The sequence below is a fragment of the Sphingobium sp. YR768 genome (assembly GCF_900111125.1).
Lineage (GTDB): Bacteria > Pseudomonadota > Alphaproteobacteria > Sphingomonadales > Sphingomonadaceae > Sphingobium.
In genome coordinates, this window is sequence record NZ_FOGE01000003.1 from 19,586 (window position 1) to 38,170 (window position 18,585).

Sequence of the window (18,585 nt, forward strand, 5' to 3'; positions counted from 1 at the left end):
CAAGACCGCGCAGGTCAGCCAGATGCTGGAGTTGGCGACGCATCGCCTCTGCAATGGCAGGTTCCTCTCCACCGGCGGGATCGAGTCCCGCCTGCCCGCTGACATTGTTCCAGGCGGCCGCCACCCTCTGCCCCTGATCCAGCGCGGAAAGATAGCGGTCGACATCGGCCCATTCCCCCGCCCCCGAAATCGGACGCCCGGAAAGCCGCACGCTCGCAATCTGGCCCTTCAACTGACGCGCGAACAGATTCTGGATCAGGCCCAGTTCTTCGCCCCGCGCCAGTTTGCCAACGGTCTCCCGGAACGCGGCATCCATTTGTGCGCCATCGGGCAGCGTCACAGGGCGAACCAGAAAATGCCGCTCTTCCCCGGCCAGCGCCCCAACATCGGCGTCCAGCCCGGCAAGGGCGACGAGAATGGCATCGTCAGCATCGGCCCGCCACCGTTGCAATATTGCCCGCGACCAACCGAAGGAGGCTGTTTCAGCGTCGCGCAGTGCATCCTTCAGCGCCGCCGCCTGCTGCCGGGTAGCGGACACCCCCTCGATCGATGCGCCGGGTGCCAGCGCTTCCGCTTTACTCGTCGCCTGCTCGATCCGCTCGACCTCCAGCAAATCCTGATGAAGCGCAATCAGCCCTTCGGCGGTGGGCAATATATCCGACGGCAACGCATCGTTGAGGCAGACCAGCCTGTCTCCCGCCTCTTTGCGCGCGGCCCGCAGGCGAACGATCGTCTCATCGTCAAATGTCGGTTCATGAGAGGCGATGACATCGATGGCATCCGGCAACCACCCGGCAAGATCGGCTTTGGCCACCAGCCGTCGCGCCGCTTCAGCCGGTTCGATCCTTGTGCCATCGAGAATGACGGCGGTCATCGATCCGCGACCGATTTCGTCCACCTGCCGGTCGATCGCCGCAAGGCCGCGATGCAGCGTCTCGATACGAACGTCGAGCGCAGCGATTTGCCGCGCCACTTCGCTAGGGCGCGTGCGATGCAGCCGATCGGCGATGATATCGACCGATTCCTGAAATTGTTTCAGACCGTCCCGATCGCTTTCCACCAGACTGACAGCCAGCGGCCGCACCGCGGCCGGCAATTTTTCCCGCAGCACCTTGAGCGGGGGCGCCTTTTGCGACGTGACGAGCACGCGCTTTCCCTGCGCCAGATAATGGCTGATGATGTTGGCGATCGTATGGGTCTTGCCGGTCCCCGGCGGCCCCTGCACCACGACGCCCGGCCGCGTGGCCAGTCGCTGGATGACCTCCACCTGCTCGCGGTTAAACGGCTTGGGGAAGAATAGATCCTCGCCCGAGCCATCGGATGAGGTGACGCCCGGAATGGTGGAAACGCCGCGATAGTCGGGATAATTGGCCGGAGCAGCGGCATCGGCCGGCGCCTGCAACAGGGTGCGCACAGCCGGCGGAATCTGTTCGACATCGACAATCTGTTCGATTTCGGAGCGAAAACGGCGCAGATCGTCCATCAACTGCGTCGCACGACGGGTCCGTTCGATCAGCACCCAGCGATCATCCACCTGCAACATATCGCCACTTGGCGGTCTGCGTTCGCCAAGATCGGGTAGATAATGGCCGTCCGGATCGAGCAGCGCCACCGCCCGCCGAAGAACCGGCGCAAAACTTTCTGGGGTGAACGGACTGACGCCCTCTCCTTCCGATGCGTCGAGATAGCGTTGCGTCCCGCTGCGCCACTCATTGACCGAAGGCGCCTCCATGGCATCGAGCGGCGCGCTTTCGATGCTCGTCGGCGACTCGCTACGCGGGCGCAGGGTGATGGCATGGCTCTGCTCGTCGAGCGTCAGTTCGACGGGAACACCCAGCAACGGATGATGCAGCTTTGCGCCATGATAGGTCCAGCGCGCGACGCCAATGCCCCAGAGCAGTTCGACGGGTTGCTCCGAAGCGCCATCCAGCGCCTGCCGCAAGGAGAAGAGGCTGTTGTACAGATCGATCGCATGGCGCCGCGGCCGCTCCTCCAGCGCCCAGGGCGACCAGATTTCGCGGACATAGCCAGCCAGCAAAGCCTCCAGATGCGGAAGGTCCGGATGGTCCTGCACCCGCAGCACGGCTTGCAGATCATTCGCGTCCGATGGCGAAGGATCGGGGATTTCGGGCCGCAATGCGGGAGTCGTTCCGACATCGTCGGGCAGTGCGATCCATCTGCGCAGTTCGGCATTTTCGGGCGGCGGCGGCGGGCAGCGCACCAGACGGTCCACGCGCAGCCAGACATGATCATCCCCGTCGCGCACATTGACCAATACGCCCGGCAGCTTGATCACATCTTCGCCGGCACGACGAAAACCGCGATAATCCGCCATATCGAGCACGGTCGACAGGCGATCGCGCTCGGTTGCCTCGACATAGTCGAGCAGCGCCAGCAGCCGCTCCGTTTCGACCATCATCGGTGTTGCGAATCCATTTCAGAAAAGAGTTTGCCCGGCATGATCTTTTGTCAAAAAAATGCCCCGGTCAAACTGCTAAAGAAATGACAGAGTTGTTAAGCAAGTCGATATGTTGAAACCGAAATTTCTTTTCGCTGCTATTGCGGAGCGTGAGCCATTGGCTTTAGGTTCGATGGTTGATCGCAGGTTTGACGGAGGGTGTGCATGGTTAGTCTGCAAAAGGGTCAGTCGGTCCGTCTGGAAAAGTCCGGTGGCGGCAGCCTGACCCGCGTCTCTATGGGTCTGGGCTGGGACGTGCGCAAGGCCAAGGGCTTTTTCGGCAAGCTGGTTGGCGGTAGCGGCGAAATCGATCTGGACGCATCCTGCCTGCTGTTCGACGCACAGGGCAGCTTGCTGGATCAGGTCTGGTTCCGTCAGCTTTCCACCCGTGACGGCAGCATCGTCCATAGCGGGGACAACCGCACCGGCGCGGGCGATGGCGATGATGAAGTGATCCAGGTCGACCTCACCCGCCTGCCCGCGACCGTCCAGACCTTGCTGTTCACGGTCAACAGCTTCCTGGGCGACAGTTTCGACCGGATCGAGAACGCCTATTGCCGGCTGGTCGATTCCACCAACGGCAAGGAAATGGCCCGTTACGACCTGACCGGGGCCGGCTCCCATACCGGGCAGTTGATGGCGAAGCTGACGCGCAATGGCGACGGCTGGGACATGAAGGCGCTGGGCGACCGCACGAGCGGCCGCACCTTCCAGGACATGATGCAGACGATTCGCGCTTCTCTTTAATCGAGGCTCAGATGACCGATCTTCAGCAAGGCGGAAATGCGGCGGTTCCCGGCGACACATTGACCGTCGCGTTCGCATGGACGCCCGCGGCCGGGCGGGACGTGGATGCCGATGCGTCGGCCTATCTGCTGACGGCATCGGGCAAAGTCCGCAGCGATGCGGACATGATCTTCTACAACCAGCCGCAAGGTGGCGGCGGCGGCATTCGCTTCGTCACCGGTTCGGGACGCGGCGCGTTCGAGGTGGATCTTCAGCGCCTGCCCGCCGAAATCGAACGGGTGGTGTTCTGCGTGACCATCCATGAAGCACAGGCGAAGGGGCAGACGCTGGCGTTGATCGACGGGGCGAGCATCAGCGTCGCCCCGGCTGGCGGAAGCACCGCCCTCAACTTCCGCCCGCCCCTTGCCGGTGCGAGCGAAGCGGCCATGACCTTTGGCGAACTGTATCGCCGCAACGGGCAGTGGAAATTCCGCGCCGTGGGTCAGGGCTTCAATGGCGGCCTTGCGCCTCTGGCCCGCTCTTTCGGCATCGATGTCGCGGAGGAAGCGCCTGCTGCGCCGCCCCCTCCTCCACCGCCGGCTCCCCCGCCGGTCAGTCTCAGCAAGGTGTCGCTGGAAAAGCCGGGCCAGACGATCAGCCTGGAAAAGCGCGGCGCCCATTTTGGCGAGATCAGCATCAACCTGAACTGGTCGCGCGGCCGCAAGGGCTTTTTCGGCGGCGGATCGGCGATCGACCTAGACCTTGGCTGCCTGTTCGAGTTGGCGGACGGGCGCAAGGGCGTGGTGCAGGCGCTGGGCAATGTCTTCGGCGCTTTTGCCGAGCCGCCCTATATCGCTTTGTCCGGCGACGATCGCACCGGCGACGTGTCGCAGGGCGAAACCATGCGGATCAACGGCGCCCACTGGAACAGCATCCGGCGGATTGCGGTGTTCGCCAATATTTACGACGGCGTACCAAACTGGCAACAGACGGATGGCGTGGTGCTCGTCACCATGCCGGACCAGCCACCGATCGAGGTGCGCATGACCGAAGGCCGTAATGATCGCCGTCTATGCGGCATCGTGCTGATCGAAAATGATGCCGGCCGCCTGAAGGCGACGCGCATCGTGGATTATGTGCGCGACCAGAAGGTGCTGGACGACAGTCTGGGATGGGGTCTGCGCTGGGTTGCCGGTCGCAAGGATTGAGCCGTTCGCGGCAAAACGGGGGTTATCGTGTTCAAATATTATAAGGGTTCCTTCCTCTTCACCGCCATCTGTCTGGCGCTGGCCGCATGGCTGGGCTGGACGATCACGGGAAGCGTCACCGGCACGCTGGGCATCCTGTGGATCGTCGCGGTGCTGGGCGTGCTGGAAGTCTCGCTTTCCTTCGACAATGCGGTGGTCAACGCCACCGTGCTGCGCGACATGGACGCGGTATGGCGGCGACGCTTCCTGACATGGGGCATATTGATCGCCGTGTTCGGAATGCGCATCGTCTTCCCGCTGGCGATCGTCGCGATCGCGGCGAAGATGGGGCCGATCGACGCGATCACCATGGCGGCCAGTGACCCGGTTCGGTACGAACAGATCATCACCGGCGCACATGTCGGCATTTCGGGCTTTGGCGGCGCCTTCCTGGCGATGGTGGGCCTCACCTTCTTCCTGGACGAGGATAAAGACGTTCACTGGATCGGCCCGATCGAGCGGCCCTTCGTCAACCTGTCGCGCATTTCAGGTCTGGCGATCGGCATCGTCCTGCTGGCGCTCTACGGCATTTCGCGTCTGATCCACCCGGAAGAGGCGATGACCTTCATCACCTCGGGCATTTTCGGCCTGATCACCTATATCGGCGTGCAATCGATCGGCGCGCTGCTGGAGCAGGAAGAACATGGCGACGCCGCAACCGGCGCGGTGGTGAAGTCGGGCCTTGCCGGCTTCCTCTATCTCGAAGTACTCGACGCCTCCTTCTCGTTCGACGGCGTGATCGGCGCTTTCGCCCTGTCCAACAACCTGTTCATCATCGCGCTGGGCCTTGGCATCGGGGCAATGTTCGTCCGCTCCATGACGGTGATGCTGGTCGACAAGGGCACGCTGGCCGAATATCGCTATCTGGAACATGGCGCTTTCTATGCGATCGTCGCGCTGGCCGCGATCATGCTGCTGTCGGTCCGGTTCGAAATCCCCGAAACCGTCACCGGCCTGATCGGCGCGGCGCTGATCGGCATCGCCTTCTACGATTCGCTGCGGAACAACCGCAAGGACGCCTCCCCGGTCAGCGGCACCGGCGAGCATCTGGACCACCCATAAGCAGGAGAGAAAAGCATGTCGGTAAGCCTGTCCAAAGGCGGCAATGTCAGCCTGTCCAAGGAAGAGCCCAATCTGTCGAAGATCCTGATCGGTCTGGGTTGGGACACGCGCACCACCGATGGCGCCGATTTCGATCTGGATGCCAGCGCCTTCCTGCTGGCGTCCGGCGACAAGGTGCGCGGCGACAGCGATTTCATCTTTTACAATAATCTGCGGTCTTCGGACGGTTCGGTCGAGCATACCGGCGACAACCGCACCGGCGAGGGCGACGGCGACGATGAAGCGCTGAAGGTCGAACTGACGCGCGTTCCCGCCGATGTGCAGAAGATCGCGATCGCCGTGACCATCCATGACGGCGAAGGCCGTCGCCAGAGCTTCGGCATGGTGTCAAACGCCTTCATCCGCATCGTCAATGATGCGACCGGGCGGGAAATTTCGCGCTATGATCTGGCCGAAGACGCTTCGACCGAAACGGCGATGATCTTCGGCGAAGTCTATCGCCATAATGGCGAGTGGAAATTCCGCGCGGTCGGCCAGGGATATAAGGGCGGCCTTGCCCCGCTGGCGCGCAACTATGGTGTCAATGTCGGCTAAGGCCGGCGAGAAGGAGAATAGTTATGGCAGTTTCGCTTTCCAAGGGCGGCAATGTCAGCCTCAGCAAGGAAGCGCCGGGCCTGAAGGCCGTGCATGTCGGTCTGGGCTGGGACACCCGCGTCACCGATGGCAGCGCGTTCGACCTCGACGCCAGCGTGTTCCTGTTGAATGACGGCGGCAAGGTGCGCTCGGACGCCGACTTCGTCTTCTACAACAACAAAAATGGCGGCAACGGATCGGTCGTGCATCAGGGTGACAATCTGACCGGCGAAGGCAGCGGCGACGATGAAGTCGTGGCCGTCTCGCTCGATCAGGTGCCGGCCGATGTGACCAAGCTCAGCTTCGCCGTCACCATTCACGAAGCCGATGGCCGTCGCCAGAATTTCGGCATGGTGTCCAACGCTTTCATCCGCGTGCTGAACGCCGATGGCGGCGCGGAAATCGCCCGTTACGACCTGTCGGAAGACGCTTCGACCGAAACCGCGATGATCTTCGGCGACCTGTATCGTCACAATGGCGAATGGAAGTTCAAGGCGATCGGTCAGGGCTTTGCCGGTGGTCTGGGACCGCTGGCCTCTTCCTTCGGCGTCAACGTCTGACCTGTTCCGCGCGCGCCTATGCGTGACCTGGTCGCGGGCGAACGGACGCCAATCTCCGGCGAGCGCCTCTTCGCGTTCGCCGGCGGTGGCAGCCATAACCTCGCGCTGGCGCTGATCGCACTGGGGACGGACCGCAAGGCCTCTCCTGCCTTCCCACCGCTCGACAGTGTCACCCGCGAAATGCGCCCGGCGGCGCGGTTCGAGGATAGCGATAGGCTGTCCCTCTCCCTCGACGCCGTACCGGCGGAAGTGGACCGGCTGCAACTGATCGCCTTCGATCGCGAGACTCAGCCGATCGCACGGCGGCTGACGGTCGAAACCGGCGACCTGCGCTTTGGCGTGGACCTGCATGACCGCCCCGACGCGGCGGTGATTCTGATCGAATGCTATCGCCATCAGGGGGCATGGCGCATGGCCGCCAATGGGCAGGGCTTCGCCATGGGGCTGGGCGCCATCGCCGGCGCGCATGGCATCGACCATGGCTGGGTCCAGCGCCTGATCCCCCGGCTTCGTCCGCCCGATCGGGAGGTGGACCATGGCGGCCATGATCGCCCACGCGGCGGCACCTCTTCGGGCAGCGGGGTGGCGATCGATCGCCACCATATCCTGACCAACGCGCATGTCGTGGAGGACGCCCGTATCGTCACCGTCCATGCCGCCGGTCGGCCGATCGACGCCGTGACCGTGTTCGCCGATCCACGCAACGACCTCGCTTTGCTGCGGGTCGAGGCGCCCTTGCCCGCCACGGCGCAGTTCCGGTCGCAGGTCGGCCTGCATCTGGGCGAGGATATCGTCGCACTGGGCTTTCCGTTACAAGGTCTGCTGGGCACCGGGCCACAGGCCAGCGCCGGCAATATCGCGGCGCTGTGCGGCATCGGCAATGACAGCACGGTCTTCCAGTTCACCGCGCCGATCGCCAGCGGCAATAGCGGCGGACCGATATTGGACATGGCGGGTCATCTGGTCGGACTCGTTAGCTCATCACTGAACCTCGATCGCATCCGCCAGTCGGGCGCCAGCGCGGAAAATATCAACTTCGGCATAAAAGGGGCCATCATCCTGAGTTTCCTCGACTCCTTCGGCATAGAACCGCCCTTTGCCCGTCCCGATCAGGCAATCATCGGCCGGGCCGCCGTGGTCCGGCAGGCACGCGACACGATCGCCCGGATTAGCTGCACATGCTGACCCGGTCCGAAACCGCCCGGTCCATCACCCTGCCGACCGGCCAACTCGACATAGAGGTGGAGGAAGCCGTCTGGCCGCTCGACGCGCTGTGCGATTTCGCCGCGCGCGAGAACCCCCGGCGCGGCTTTCTGGTCGTGTCGCGCGTGCTGGGGCGACATATCCCGGCCGCGCCGCAGGTCATGCGCCGCAGCGTTCATGATCTGGCGGCACGCATTCCCGCCGACCTGCCCGGACCGGTCATGGTCATCGGCCTCGCCGAAACCGCCGTGTGTCTGGGCCAGACGATCCATGAGGAACTGCGTCTGGCGACCGGCCGCGACGACATTTACTTCATCCACTCGACCCGCCAGCAGATCGACCATCCCCTGCTCTGCCGGTTCGAGGAGCCGCACAGCCATGCTTCGGCCCATCTCGTCTATCGCCCGGACCTTCCAGTGCTCAGCCCGAAAGACCCCCGGTCGCTGGTGATCGTGGACGATGAAGTGTCGACCGGCACGACCCTGTGCAATCTGGCAACCGCCTTTGTCGAGGCATGGCCGGCGGTCGAGGCGATCGTGGTGGCCACGCTGACCAACTGGTCGGTCGGCAAGGACTGGCCGACCCGCATGCCCCGCCCGACGCAGATCGCAGCCTTGCTTTCCGGCCGTATGGAATGGACGCAGGGCGAGGTCGCCACCGCAAACGCCGCCTTCGATGTCGCCGCTGCCTCTCTCGGTCGCCTGCGCACCCACCGCAATTTCGGCAGGCTGGGGCTGGATGCGCCGATCGCCCTGCCCCCGATCACCCCGCTGCCGCCGGTCGAAGGCCCGCTGCGCATCGTGGGCACCGGCGAGTTCACCTACCTCCCCTTCCGCCTTGCCGAGAAAATGGCGCAGGAAGGCCATGATGTGGTGGTACAGGCGACCAGTCGCAGCCCCGCGCGCCTCGCCGCCGCGATGAAGGCCAAGTTCTGCTTCGCCGATAACTATGACACCGGCGTCCCCAACTATCTCTACAATGCCGATCCGGCCGACCAGCGCACCACATGGATCGCCCATGAAACCGGCACCGGCACGGTAGATCCGGCGCTGGTCCGGGCGCTGGACGCAGACCTGATCGGGTGGAACGCCTGATGCGCGCCATCACCCTGGTCGATCTGGACGACACCCTGTTCCAGACGCTGCGCAAATGCCCGGCGGATGTGCCGCATGACCGGCTGACCCCGCTGGGCTTTGCGGCCGACGGCGCCCCACTCAGCTATGCGACCCCGCGCCAGATGCAGTTCATCCAGTGGCTGGCGGAGACGAGCCATATGGTCCCCGTCACCGCCCGGAGTCTGGATGCTTTGCGGCGGGCGCATATTCCCTTCAAGGCGGCAGTCTGTGCCCATGGCGGTGTCGTGCTGGATGAAAACAGCGAAGTAGACATAATATGGGCAGCGATCATCGCCGAAAAGGCAGCCCGCCACGCGACCGAACTGGCCGCCCTGTCCGACGCCATCGCCATGGAGGCACAGGCCCGCAGCATCGCCATCCGCGCGCGTGTGCTGATGGAGGGCGACCTGCCTCTCTACACGCTGGCCAAACATGCCGATGCCGATCATGCGGCGCTGTTCGCCGTGGTGGACGCTGCCGTGCCCGCGCTGCCACCCGGCTGGACCGATCACCGTAACGGCAATAATGTCGCGCTGATGCCGCCCTATCTGGGCAAGGAACATGCAGTCGCCCACATATTGCCCGCCCTGCGCGCGCAATATCCCGATGCGCCGGTCATCGGCATAGGCGACAGCCTGACCGATGCGCCGTTCATGAGCCTGTGCGACTATGCGATGATGCCGCCGCGCTCCCAACTGGCGGGAGCCATGTTCCATGCGCATTGATGCCGACGCCAGCCCCGTCTTTTCCGGCAGCTATGATCCGCAGGACGTGACCTTCCTGCTGAAACCGGTATCGATGGCGGCCACCGATGTCGCGGCGAAGGAAGCCGCGATCCAGTCGGGACGTCGCCATTATTCCGAAATGATCGCGCCGGAATCCATCCCCGACGATCGCTATCTCGGCCTCTATCATGCCGCGCTGGCCCGCAATGGCGCCCGGCTGGCGCAGGATGTCGCCAGCCTTGCCGCCGGGCTTGTCGAGCGCAGGCCCGGCCGGGAGATCGTTCTGGTGTCGCTTGCAAGGGCGGGCACGCCGATCGGCGTGCTGCTGGCGCGGACGCTGCGCGCATGGGGGCATCGCGCCAGCCATTATTCGATCAGCATCATCCGCGATCGCGGGATCGATCCGGTGGCGCTGGCGCATATCGCCGACCGGCACGATCCCCGCGATGCGATCTTCATCGACGGCTGGACCGGCAAGGGCGCCATCGCCCAGGAATTGCGCCGGTCGCTGGCCGCCTGCCCCCATGGCTTTGCGCCGGAACTGGCAGTCATCGCCGACCCGGCGGGGCAAGCCGATATCGCCGCGAGCGACGATGACTATCTGATCGCGTCCGGCCTGTTGAACGGTATCGTGTCGGGCCTCGTCAGCCGTTCCATCCTGAACACGGACGTCGTCGGCCCCGGCGATTTTCATGCCTGCGTCACCTACCCGCATTATGCGCATGCGGACATGTCCCATGCCTTTATCGCCGCGATTGCCCCGCTGGCGGCCGCCGCCACGCCCCGGTCAATAGCCGGTCATACCGCGCGCCGTGCGATTCTGGGGCAGGCCTGCGAAACGATGGTGGAAGCGCTGCTGGCCGGGACCGGATCGCGCGATCGCAACCGGATCAAGCCCGGTATTGCCGAAGCCACCCGCGCGCTGCTGCGCCGCATGCCCGAACGCCTGCTGGTCCGCGACCGCGAGGATGCGGATGTCGCGCATCTGCTGCACCTTGCGGCCGGTCACGGCATCCCGATCGAACCATTGGGCGCCGACTCCCATTATCGCGCCGTCGCCATCATCCGCAGCCTGGGGAATGACAGATGACCGTCACGACACCGATTTCCCCCGTTGCTCTGGGGGCAACGCTCTACATTCCCTGCATGCGCGGCGACCTGTTTACGGCAGTGCTCGGCCCGCGTCGCCCGGCAGGGTTGCGATCGGCCGTCCTGTGTCTGGAAGATTCGGTGCGGGAGGAAGACCTGCCCACCGCCCTCACCCATCTGGCGACCTTCCTGCGGGCGCTCGTCACGCGGGAGGCGGCGCCCACCGACCCGCTGCTGTTCATCCGGCCACGGTCGGCCGCGATGCTGGAACATATATTGTGCATGCCGGGGATCGAGCATATCGACGGCTTCGTCGTGCCAAAGGCGCATGCGGACACGATGCCGGCCTATCTGTCCTTGCCGTTGCACGACCGGCACCGGCTGATGCCGACGCTGGAGACGCGCGAAGCCTGTGATCCGCAGGAAATGCGCCGCTTTCGCGATCAGTTGCTGGCGGTGCAGGACCGCATATTGGTGCTGCGGATCGGCGGCAACGACCTGTTGCAGGCGATGGGCCTGCGCCGCCCGGCCAATCGCACCGCTTATGAGGGGCCGCTAGGCGGCCTGATCGGCCAGTTGGTGGCCGGCTTCGCGCCATGGGGCTTTGCCTTGAGCGCACCCGTGCTGGAACGCTATGCCGACGCGGCGCTGCTGCGCGAAGAGGTGCTGCGCGATATCGAACATGGGCTGCTGACCAAGACCGCCATCCACCCCGCCCAGATCGCCGTGATCCAGAATGCTCTGGCCGTCCCGGCAGACGAGGAAGAGGAAGCGCGACTGGTTCTGGCGGAGGGCAGCCCGGCCGTGTTCGGCCGCGACGGCGTGATGTGCGAACCGGCCACTCATCGCGGCTGGGCCGAACGTCTGCTGCAACGTGCGTCGCTATTCGGCATAGCCGATCCGCGCGCCCTGCGGGCTTGATCCAGAGAGAGGAGGCAGGGATGAGCGCCTATCGCAGCAAGATCGATGAGCAGGCCAGCGCCGGGGTTCGCTTCGAACTCTATGAATTTGCGCGCAAGAGCCACATATTGGGCGGGCCGGTGCATGTCCCCAATGCGACACCGAACGGCACGGCGGCCACCATCCATCTTCATGCCCCGCATGGCGTGACCGCGCGGCAGGTGCGCATCATGCTGGATGGCGGCGCAGCCCTGCTGGAACCGGGCGCGCTGCAATATGCCCATGGCAAGCTACAGGTCGAGGTGCAGAAGAATGCCGGCGCCGGTGGCTTCCTGAAGCGCGCGATCACCTCCGCCGGGACCGGCGAAAGCGCCTTTGCCACGCGCTATTCGGGATGGGGCGAGGTCTGGACCGAAGCCACGACCAAATATTTCATCCTTGCCTCCATGGAAGGCCCAGATGATTCGCTGATCCTAGACGATGGCGCCTTCTACGCCTGCGACGCCAATATCGAACTGTCGACGCATATCCACCGGTCGGTGCAGGGCATATTATCGGGCAACGGCCTGATGCAGCCCAAGCTGACCGGTCGGGGCGCCTTCGTGGTCGAAGCACCGGTGCCGGTCGAAGAGATCGAAGTGGTCGAACTGGACGGTCAGAAGGAACTGATCGTCGATGGTGACCTGATGCTGATGTTTTCGGCCGGGCTTCAGGTGGAATTGCGGCCATTGGTGCGCGGCCTGCGCAATGCGATGCGCAGCGGCGAAGGGCTGGTCTATATGTTCCGGGGACGTGGGACGGTGTGGCTGACGCCGACGGTCCGGCTGGGTTGAGGGTTTGTTTGGAAATGCGCTCTTTCGCGCATTTCCAAACAAACTATCAGCGCAGCGGATCATCCTCGCCATAGCGGTGGTCGATGAAGCGCAGATTGTCGGCGAAACTGTCCAGATCCTCCTGCGCCAGCGAGTGCGACAGAGTCTCCAGCCGGGCGATCATCTTTTCGAACCCCTGATTGAGATTATAGCTGGCCGAGCGCCCCGTCTGGCGGAAAATTTCCGCCCGGTGCGACGCCGGAATATCGGCATAGCTGGCGATCAGGCGCGGCAAATGGCTGTCACGCATCTGGCGTACCTCCGTCAGGGCGGACACCATCAGCCCGTCATCCTGCGTCCGTGCCTCGATATCGGCGATCAGCGACAGCATCCGCGCCACCAGCGTACGCGACGCATCGGGCAAGCGCGGATCATCCGACGCTATGCTGGGGGCTGCGGGCTCTTGCTCTACCCGTGCAGGGGGCACGGGCGCGGCCCTTCCCCCCATCCAACCCGTCAATTTGTCCAGAAAACCAGCCACACAGCCATCCTAGGCGAGGGGAATGCGCAACGCTAGAGGGGCCGCGCGGATAGATTTGCCGCATCGATGGCCCGGCGCACCTGATCGACCGCATCGGCCACCGCCCGATCGACGTCCCGGTCAGCCGCCCCCGTCCCGCGCGCCGCGTCCATCGTGCGATCCAGCGCATCGGCCTGTTGCAACAGGTCGCGACTGCCATCGACGGCCTGCCTTGCCGCCATGGCGGTCCGCAATGCAGCCACGCTGGTTTCACGCGCCCGATCGATCGCCTGCCCCAGAGCCCGCTGCCCGTCCGACACCAGTTGAAGCGCCAGCACGCCCTGCCGCGTCACCGCCAACTGGGTCAGCACATCCTGTTCCCGCGCCAGCAATCGAGGGGCAATGCCATCGCGCAGAAACCCGGCCCGCTCCGGTCGATCCCCCGCCAGTTCCCGTGCCGCTGCCTCGATCGCAACCGCGCAGGCGCGGATCAACTGGATGGCCTCCTCCAGACCGGCCTCGCTATCCTGCAATCTGGACCGATCCGTGTCGATGGTGATCAGGCCATGCGCGACATTGTCCCGCTCACGTTCGAGCTTTGCGACCAGGGCATTGAGATCGGGCCGGACGGGACGCTCCGCCTGCGCCCGGGGAAAAAGCCGCAGGCGCCTGCGCGGCGGTTCGGACGGCGCATAGGCCTCGGCCAGTTTCTGCAATTCATGCAGCACGCCATCGGCCGACGCCGCCATGGCGGTTCCCCTGTCCAACCGCTCGGCGGCCTGCGCAGCGGCGCGGATGGCACTGCGTCCCAGAGCATCCACCGAAGACAGGGCCTCGGCCTCGCTTGATCCCAACCATTGCCGCAAAAGCTGTCGCGCGGCCGGCCTGACATCCTGTTGCTTCGCCGCTCCGCTCACAAATTCCACAACCCCGATCAGATCCGATGCCTGCTTCTTAGCGAAAATGGCGGGCGCAACTCAAGCCGGGACGCAGACCAGTCATGGTCGGTCCACTATCTAAACGCTATTTCCGGGAGTTGGAGCGGGTGAGGGGAATCGAACCCCCGTCGTCAGCTTGGGAAGCTGCTGCTCTACCATTGAGCTACACCCGCATCGTGGAGCGTCCATGGCATAGCGACCCGAACGGGTCAACGGCCCCTTACAGGTCGATGAAGACTGCTCCCCATTTTTCAAGGATTGACCCGCCCCGCCTGATCACGGATCAGCCGGCGATCATGACCATCGCCCCCGCTCCCAACGCGCCCGTGCGGCGTGCCCTCGTCGCGACCAACCACCTGAAGAATATCGCCGGATCGGAAGTGGTCGCGCTGGAAATGACCGATCATCTTCACCGGTCGGGCTATGCCGTGACCGTCTATGCCAGCATCGCCGAACCGCCCATGTCCTCGCTGATCGCCGATGCCGGGGGCCATATCATCACCGACCCGGCGCTGATCCACCCCTTCGCCTTCGATGTCGTCTATGCCCAGCATCAGCTTCTGGGTCTGTTCGACTATGCGCCTTCGCAGGATGACCGGGAAGCGACGCTGATCCTGCTCGGTCGCCTGTCACGCAAATCCTATATGGAAAGCGGCGGCTGGCTGCATGACCGGCTGCTGGCCGACATGATACTCGCCAATTCGGAGATGACGGCGGGCCATTTGCAGGAAATCGGCCAGACCGGACCGATCCACTGCTTCCACAATGCCGCCCCCGCCGCCTTCTTCGCGCCTGCTCGCGCGCTGCCGACCCGCCCTGCCCGCATCCTGACCATCAGCAGCCATCGTGACCCCGATCTGATGGGCGCGCTTGATCTGTTGCGACAGGCATGCAGCGTTCAGCATATCGGCCGCAGCGGTGACAAAGAGGAACTGGTGACACCGGCGATGATCGCACAGGCGGATCTGGTGATCTCCATCGGCAAGAGCATTCCCTATGCCCTCGCCAGCCGCACGCCCGTCTATGTCTATGATCATTTCGGCGGGCCGGGCTATCTGCACGAAGGCAACCGCGATGCAGCGGCCCGGTTCAATTTCACCGGTCGCTGTCAGGAGCGCCGCTTGTCCGCCGCATCGCTGGCGGCCGACATCATGGACAATTATGCGACCGGTGTCGCCTTCGCCCATTCCACGTCGGATGCATGGCTGACGCGCTATCTGTTGCCGCACCATCTGGATCAGGCACTCGCCGTTGCGCCGCAAAGCAACGCCGCCCGCCGCGTGCGCATGGCGGCCGAGCCCTTCCTCGCGCAGGAACGGATGCTGGCCGCCCATATCCATGCCAATGTGCTGAAACAGCGCCAACTGGAACGTCAGATTCGCACCTTGAAGCGGGATCTGAACCGCGCGACCGCAGCAACGGTCCCGCAACCGGCCTGATCAATAAGGCGCGTCGGCATCCTTCGCGGGGATAGCGCCGCGCCGGCCGATATTCCAACCGGCAAGCCGGTGGCCGGCCAGTGCGGCATCCGCCACGCTAGCCCCTGCCAACCGGGCATGGAGATAACCGCCGTTGAAGGCATCCCCCGCACCGCTCGAATCGATCACGGTCAACTTCTGCGGGATCGGCACGACCACGCCCTCGACCATGCAGCCGTCGCCGCCCAGCTTCACCACGATCTCCCGGCCCTCGCCCGCGCCCCAGCGCGCCGCCGCATCTGCCACGTCATCCGCCTCGCCCATCTCGACTTCATCCGCCAGCGTCGGCAGGCCGATGTCGCACAAGGCAATGGCCCGGTCGCGCCAGTGACAGGCCGTGGCCGCATCGCTCCACAGGCGGGGCCGATAATTGCCGTCGAAAGCGACCTTGCCGCCCCGTTCCTTCACCTTCCTCGCCAGTGTCAGCAAGGCCTCCCGCCCCGCATCAGGCAGGATGGCAAGCGTGATCAGCGAGAAATAGAGCAGGTCCGATTGCGCCGCCTGCGCGACCATGGCCGCGCTTTCGGGCAGATCGAACATGCGCCGCGCGGCCGCTTCGCTGCGCCAATAATGGAAGCTGCGTTCTCCGGTCGCATCGGTTTCGATCGCATAGAGGCCCGGAAGCTGTCCCTGCGCCGCGATCAACAGACTGGTGTCGACGCCTTCCGCTTCCCACTGGCTGCGCAACTGCGCGCTCATCGGGTCGGCGCCCAGCGCACTGGCCAGGCGCACATGATCCCCCGAACGCGCCAGATGGACCGCCGTATTGATGACGTCACCGCCATAACGCAGGTTCCAGCCGTCGCCTTCGCCACGGCTCAATTCCAGCATCGCTTCCCCAATGACCGTGATCGTCGCCTTTTCCACCATGCCATCCTGTCCTAAGTCTGGCGTCGTGGTGGGCAGCCGGGCGATTCAAGTCAAGACCCTGACCGCCACGACAGGGGCTGGAAATGTCGTCAACAGGGCCTATCGTGGAACGTTCGTTGCCATACCGTGTTTTGCCGAAGGCAAAGGACGCCGTAAGGGCGGCGCAACCGGGGACTCCATGATCACTGCCTCTCTTGAACAGGCCGGCAACCGTTTCGAACTGCTTGTGCAGAGCGTGACCGACTATGCCATCTTCATGCTCGATCCGGGTGGCGTCGTCATCAGTTGGAACGCGGGCGCGCGCCGCTTCAAGGGCTATGAGGCGGACGAGATTATCGGCCAGCATTTTTCCCGCTTCTACATGCCGGAGGATCAGGCCAGCGGCATTCCCGCGCTGGCGCTGTACACGGCGGACCATGACGGCCGGTTCGAAGCGGAAGGCTGGCGCGTTCGCAAGGACGGTTCGCAATTCTGGGCCAATGTCGTCATCGATCCCATTCGCGATCCGGCCGGGCATCTGCTGGGCTTTGCCAAGGTCACGCGCGACCTGACCGAGCGGCGCGCCGCGCAGGAAGCTCTGCGGGAAAGCGAGGAACGGTTTCGCCTGCTGGTGCAGAGCGTCACCGATTATGCCATCTATATGCTCGATCCGGTCGGCACGGTGACGAGTTGGAACCCCGGTGCGGAACGCGCCAAGGGCTATCGCGCCGAAGAGATAATGGGCCAGAATTTCTCCCGCTTCTACAGCGAGGAAGACCGGCTGGCCGGCCTGCCGTCCCGCGCGCTGCACACCGCCGAACGCGAAGGCCGGTTCGAGGCGGAAGGCTGGCGCATCCGCAAGGACGGGTCGCGCTTCTGGGCCAATGTCGTGATCGATCCTATCCGCGATCCGCACGGGCGACTGCTGGGCTTTGCCAAGATCACCCGCGACCTGACCGAGCGGCGCGAAACGCAAAAGGCGCTGGACGAAGCGCGCGATGCCATCGTTCAAACGCAGAAGATGGAAGCGATCGGCAAGCTGACCGGCGGCGTCGCGCATGACTTCAACAATCTGCTCGCGGTGATCGTCGGCAGTCTGGATCTGGCGCGGCAGCGACTGGCCCATGGCGGCGACATTTCGCGCTATCTGGACAATGCGATGACCGCTGCCGAGCGCGGCGCGACCCTGACCCAGCGGATGCTGGCCTTTGCCCGCAAGCAGGAATTGAAGTTGCAGGGCGTCGACTGCATCGCGCTGGTGCAGGGCATGGCCGAATTGCTGCGCACCACGCTGGGCACGACGGCCAGCATCGAAACCCATTTCCCCCTGACGCTGCGCACGGCCCATGCCGATCCGGCGCAACTGGAACTGGCCCTGCTCAATCTGGCGGTGAATGCGCGCGACGCCATGCCGGGTGGCGGGAAGATCGTGATCGACGCCAGCGAAATCGCCGTGGCCTCAGGCGAACGGCCCGATCTCACCGAAGGCAGCTATGTCCGCCTGTCCGTGATCGACAATGGCGAAGGCATGGACGCCGCCACGATCGAGCGGGCGCGCGAACCCTTTTTCACGACCAAGGGCGTCGGCAAGGGCACCGGGCTGGGCCTGTCGATGGTCCATGGCTTTGCCCAGCAATGCGGCGGATCGCTGACCATCTCCAGCCAACCCGGCCATGGCACCACCGTATCCTTATGGCTGCCGGTCACGCAGGGCGATGATGACTGGACCGCCCCCGCCCAGCCGATCGAAGAGATGATCGGCGAACACGCGCCGCTGGTGATATTGGCGGTCGATGACGACGATCTGGTGCTGATGAACACGGCGGGCATGCTGGAAGAACTGGGGCACACCGTGTTTCAGGCGTCCTCGGCGCAGGAAGCGCTGCACATGCTGGAACGCGGCACGGTTGATCTGGTGGTGACGGACCATGCCATGCCGGGCATGACCGGTGCGCAACTGGCCGATTCGATCGAACAATTGCGTCCTGGCCTGCCGGTCATCATCATCACCGGCTTTGCCGAACTGCCGCCGCATGTTTCCGGCCGGTTGCGGCTCGACAAACCGTTCCGGCAGGCCGACCTCGCAAGGGCGGTTGCCTCGGTCAATCACAGCCTGTCGAGCCGCACGGCAGCAGAAACAACCGGCGATATACTTCCCCAGCGTTGAATTCATTTTCGAACTGTGCGATTGAAATAATTATAAATATAGGATTTTCATCGCTCCTTGCTTGCAAGGGCGACAGACATCGCCAAAGGGGAGGTCATCGACT

At 64.3% G+C, this 18,585-nt stretch carries 16 protein-coding genes, 1 tRNA gene and 1 pseudogene; 13 read left to right on the forward strand and 5 right to left on the reverse strand.

What is annotated here, in order from left to right:
• Positions 1 to 1,126: 1,126 nt before the first annotated feature.
• A pseudogene (locus BMX92_RS28355) lies at positions 1,127 to 2,419 on the reverse strand (AAA domain-containing protein); the annotation flags it as partial.
• A 204-nt stretch (positions 2,420 to 2,623) separates the two neighbouring features.
• Between BMX92_RS28355 and BMX92_RS04710 the strand changes: the two are divergent.
• From BMX92_RS04710 to BMX92_RS04760, 11 genes are read left to right on the forward strand one after another with little or no spacing between them, the layout of a single operon-like run.
• On the forward strand, positions 2,624 to 3,205 hold the full coding sequence (locus tag BMX92_RS04710) for a TerD family protein (protein WP_093012736.1): 582 nt from the start codon (positions 2,624 to 2,626) through the stop codon (positions 3,203 to 3,205).
• An 11-nt stretch (positions 3,206 to 3,216) separates the two neighbouring features.
• Positions 3,217 to 4,392, forward strand: coding sequence for a TerD family protein (locus BMX92_RS04715; protein ID WP_093012739.1), 1,176 nt, complete (start codon positions 3,217 to 3,219; stop codon positions 4,390 to 4,392).
• A gap of 27 nt (positions 4,393 to 4,419) precedes the next feature.
• A complete protein-coding gene (locus BMX92_RS04720) occupies positions 4,420 to 5,493 on the forward strand; it encodes a DUF475 domain-containing protein (protein ID WP_093012742.1) in 1,074 nt (357 codons plus the stop codon).
• Positions 5,494 to 5,508: 15 nt separating this feature from the next.
• The gene (locus tag BMX92_RS04725; protein WP_093012745.1) at positions 5,509 to 6,087 is read left to right on the forward strand and encodes a TerD family protein; all 579 of its coding nucleotides are present in this window, start codon (positions 5,509 to 5,511) and stop codon (positions 6,085 to 6,087) included.
• Positions 6,088 to 6,110: 23 nt separating this feature from the next.
• Complete coding sequence (locus tag BMX92_RS04730; RefSeq protein WP_093012748.1) at positions 6,111 to 6,686, forward strand: TerD family protein; 576 nt, start codon at positions 6,111 to 6,113, stop codon at positions 6,684 to 6,686.
• A gap of 18 nt (positions 6,687 to 6,704) precedes the next feature.
• Positions 6,705 to 7,871: a trypsin-like peptidase domain-containing protein gene (locus BMX92_RS04735; protein WP_093012751.1), complete on the forward strand. Its 1,167-nt coding sequence runs from the start codon at positions 6,705 to 6,707 to the stop codon at positions 7,869 to 7,871.
• Complete coding sequence (locus BMX92_RS04740; RefSeq protein ID WP_093012754.1) at positions 7,865 to 8,983, forward strand: phosphoribosyltransferase domain-containing protein; 1,119 nt, start codon at positions 7,865 to 7,867, stop codon at positions 8,981 to 8,983. The genes BMX92_RS04735 and BMX92_RS04740 overlap by 7 nt, the downstream gene beginning before the upstream one ends.
• Positions 8,983 to 9,729, forward strand: a complete 747-nt coding sequence (locus tag BMX92_RS04745) for a hypothetical protein (RefSeq protein WP_256213279.1) — start codon at positions 8,983 to 8,985, stop codon at positions 9,727 to 9,729. The genes BMX92_RS04740 and BMX92_RS04745 overlap by 1 nt, the downstream gene beginning before the upstream one ends.
• A complete protein-coding gene (locus tag BMX92_RS04750; protein ID WP_093012757.1) occupies positions 9,719 to 10,819 on the forward strand; it encodes a cysteine protease StiP domain-containing protein in 1,101 nt (366 codons plus the stop codon). Before BMX92_RS04745 ends, BMX92_RS04750 begins: the two co-directional genes overlap by 11 nt.
• Entirely contained in the window at positions 10,816 to 11,739 is a 924-nt protein-coding gene (locus BMX92_RS04755) for an HpcH/HpaI aldolase/citrate lyase family protein (protein WP_093012760.1), read from the forward strand. Before BMX92_RS04750 ends, BMX92_RS04755 begins: the two co-directional genes overlap by 4 nt.
• A 20-nt stretch (positions 11,740 to 11,759) precedes the next feature.
• Positions 11,760 to 12,551, forward strand: a complete 792-nt coding sequence (locus BMX92_RS04760; protein ID WP_093012763.1) for an AIM24 family protein — start codon at positions 11,760 to 11,762, stop codon at positions 12,549 to 12,551.
• 46 nt (positions 12,552 to 12,597) lie between these two features.
• On the opposite strand, the gene BMX92_RS04765 is transcribed toward BMX92_RS04760, so the two are convergent.
• From BMX92_RS04765 to BMX92_RS04775, 3 genes are all read right to left on the reverse strand, one after another.
• Positions 12,598 to 12,954, reverse strand: a complete 357-nt coding sequence (locus BMX92_RS04765) for a hypothetical protein (RefSeq protein ID WP_256213280.1) — start codon at positions 12,952 to 12,954, stop codon at positions 12,598 to 12,600.
• Between the two features lie 149 nt (positions 12,955 to 13,103).
• On the reverse strand, positions 13,104 to 13,976 hold the full coding sequence (locus tag BMX92_RS04770; protein ID WP_218145736.1) for a toxic anion resistance protein: 873 nt from the start codon (positions 13,974 to 13,976) through the stop codon (positions 13,104 to 13,106).
• A 111-nt stretch (positions 13,977 to 14,087) separates the two neighbouring features.
• Positions 14,088 to 14,161 (reverse strand) — tRNA-Gly (locus BMX92_RS04775).
• Positions 14,162 to 14,284: 123 nt separating this feature from the next.
• On the opposite strand from BMX92_RS04775, the gene BMX92_RS04780 reads away from it, so the two are divergent.
• Positions 14,285 to 15,427: a hypothetical protein gene (locus tag BMX92_RS04780; RefSeq protein ID WP_093013885.1), complete on the forward strand. Its 1,143-nt coding sequence runs from the start codon at positions 14,285 to 14,287 to the stop codon at positions 15,425 to 15,427.
• Here the strand turns inward: BMX92_RS04780 and BMX92_RS04785 are convergent, their stop codons facing one another.
• Positions 15,428 to 16,336: a sugar kinase gene (locus BMX92_RS04785; RefSeq protein ID WP_093012769.1), complete on the reverse strand. Its 909-nt coding sequence runs from the start codon at positions 16,334 to 16,336 to the stop codon at positions 15,428 to 15,430. It abuts the gene before it with no gap.
• A gap of 178 nt (positions 16,337 to 16,514) precedes the next feature.
• On the opposite strand from BMX92_RS04785, the gene BMX92_RS04790 reads away from it, so the two are divergent.
• A complete protein-coding gene (locus tag BMX92_RS04790; RefSeq protein WP_093013888.1) occupies positions 16,515 to 18,482 on the forward strand; it encodes a hybrid sensor histidine kinase/response regulator in 1,968 nt (655 codons plus the stop codon).
• Positions 18,483 to 18,585 lie beyond the last annotated feature (103 nt).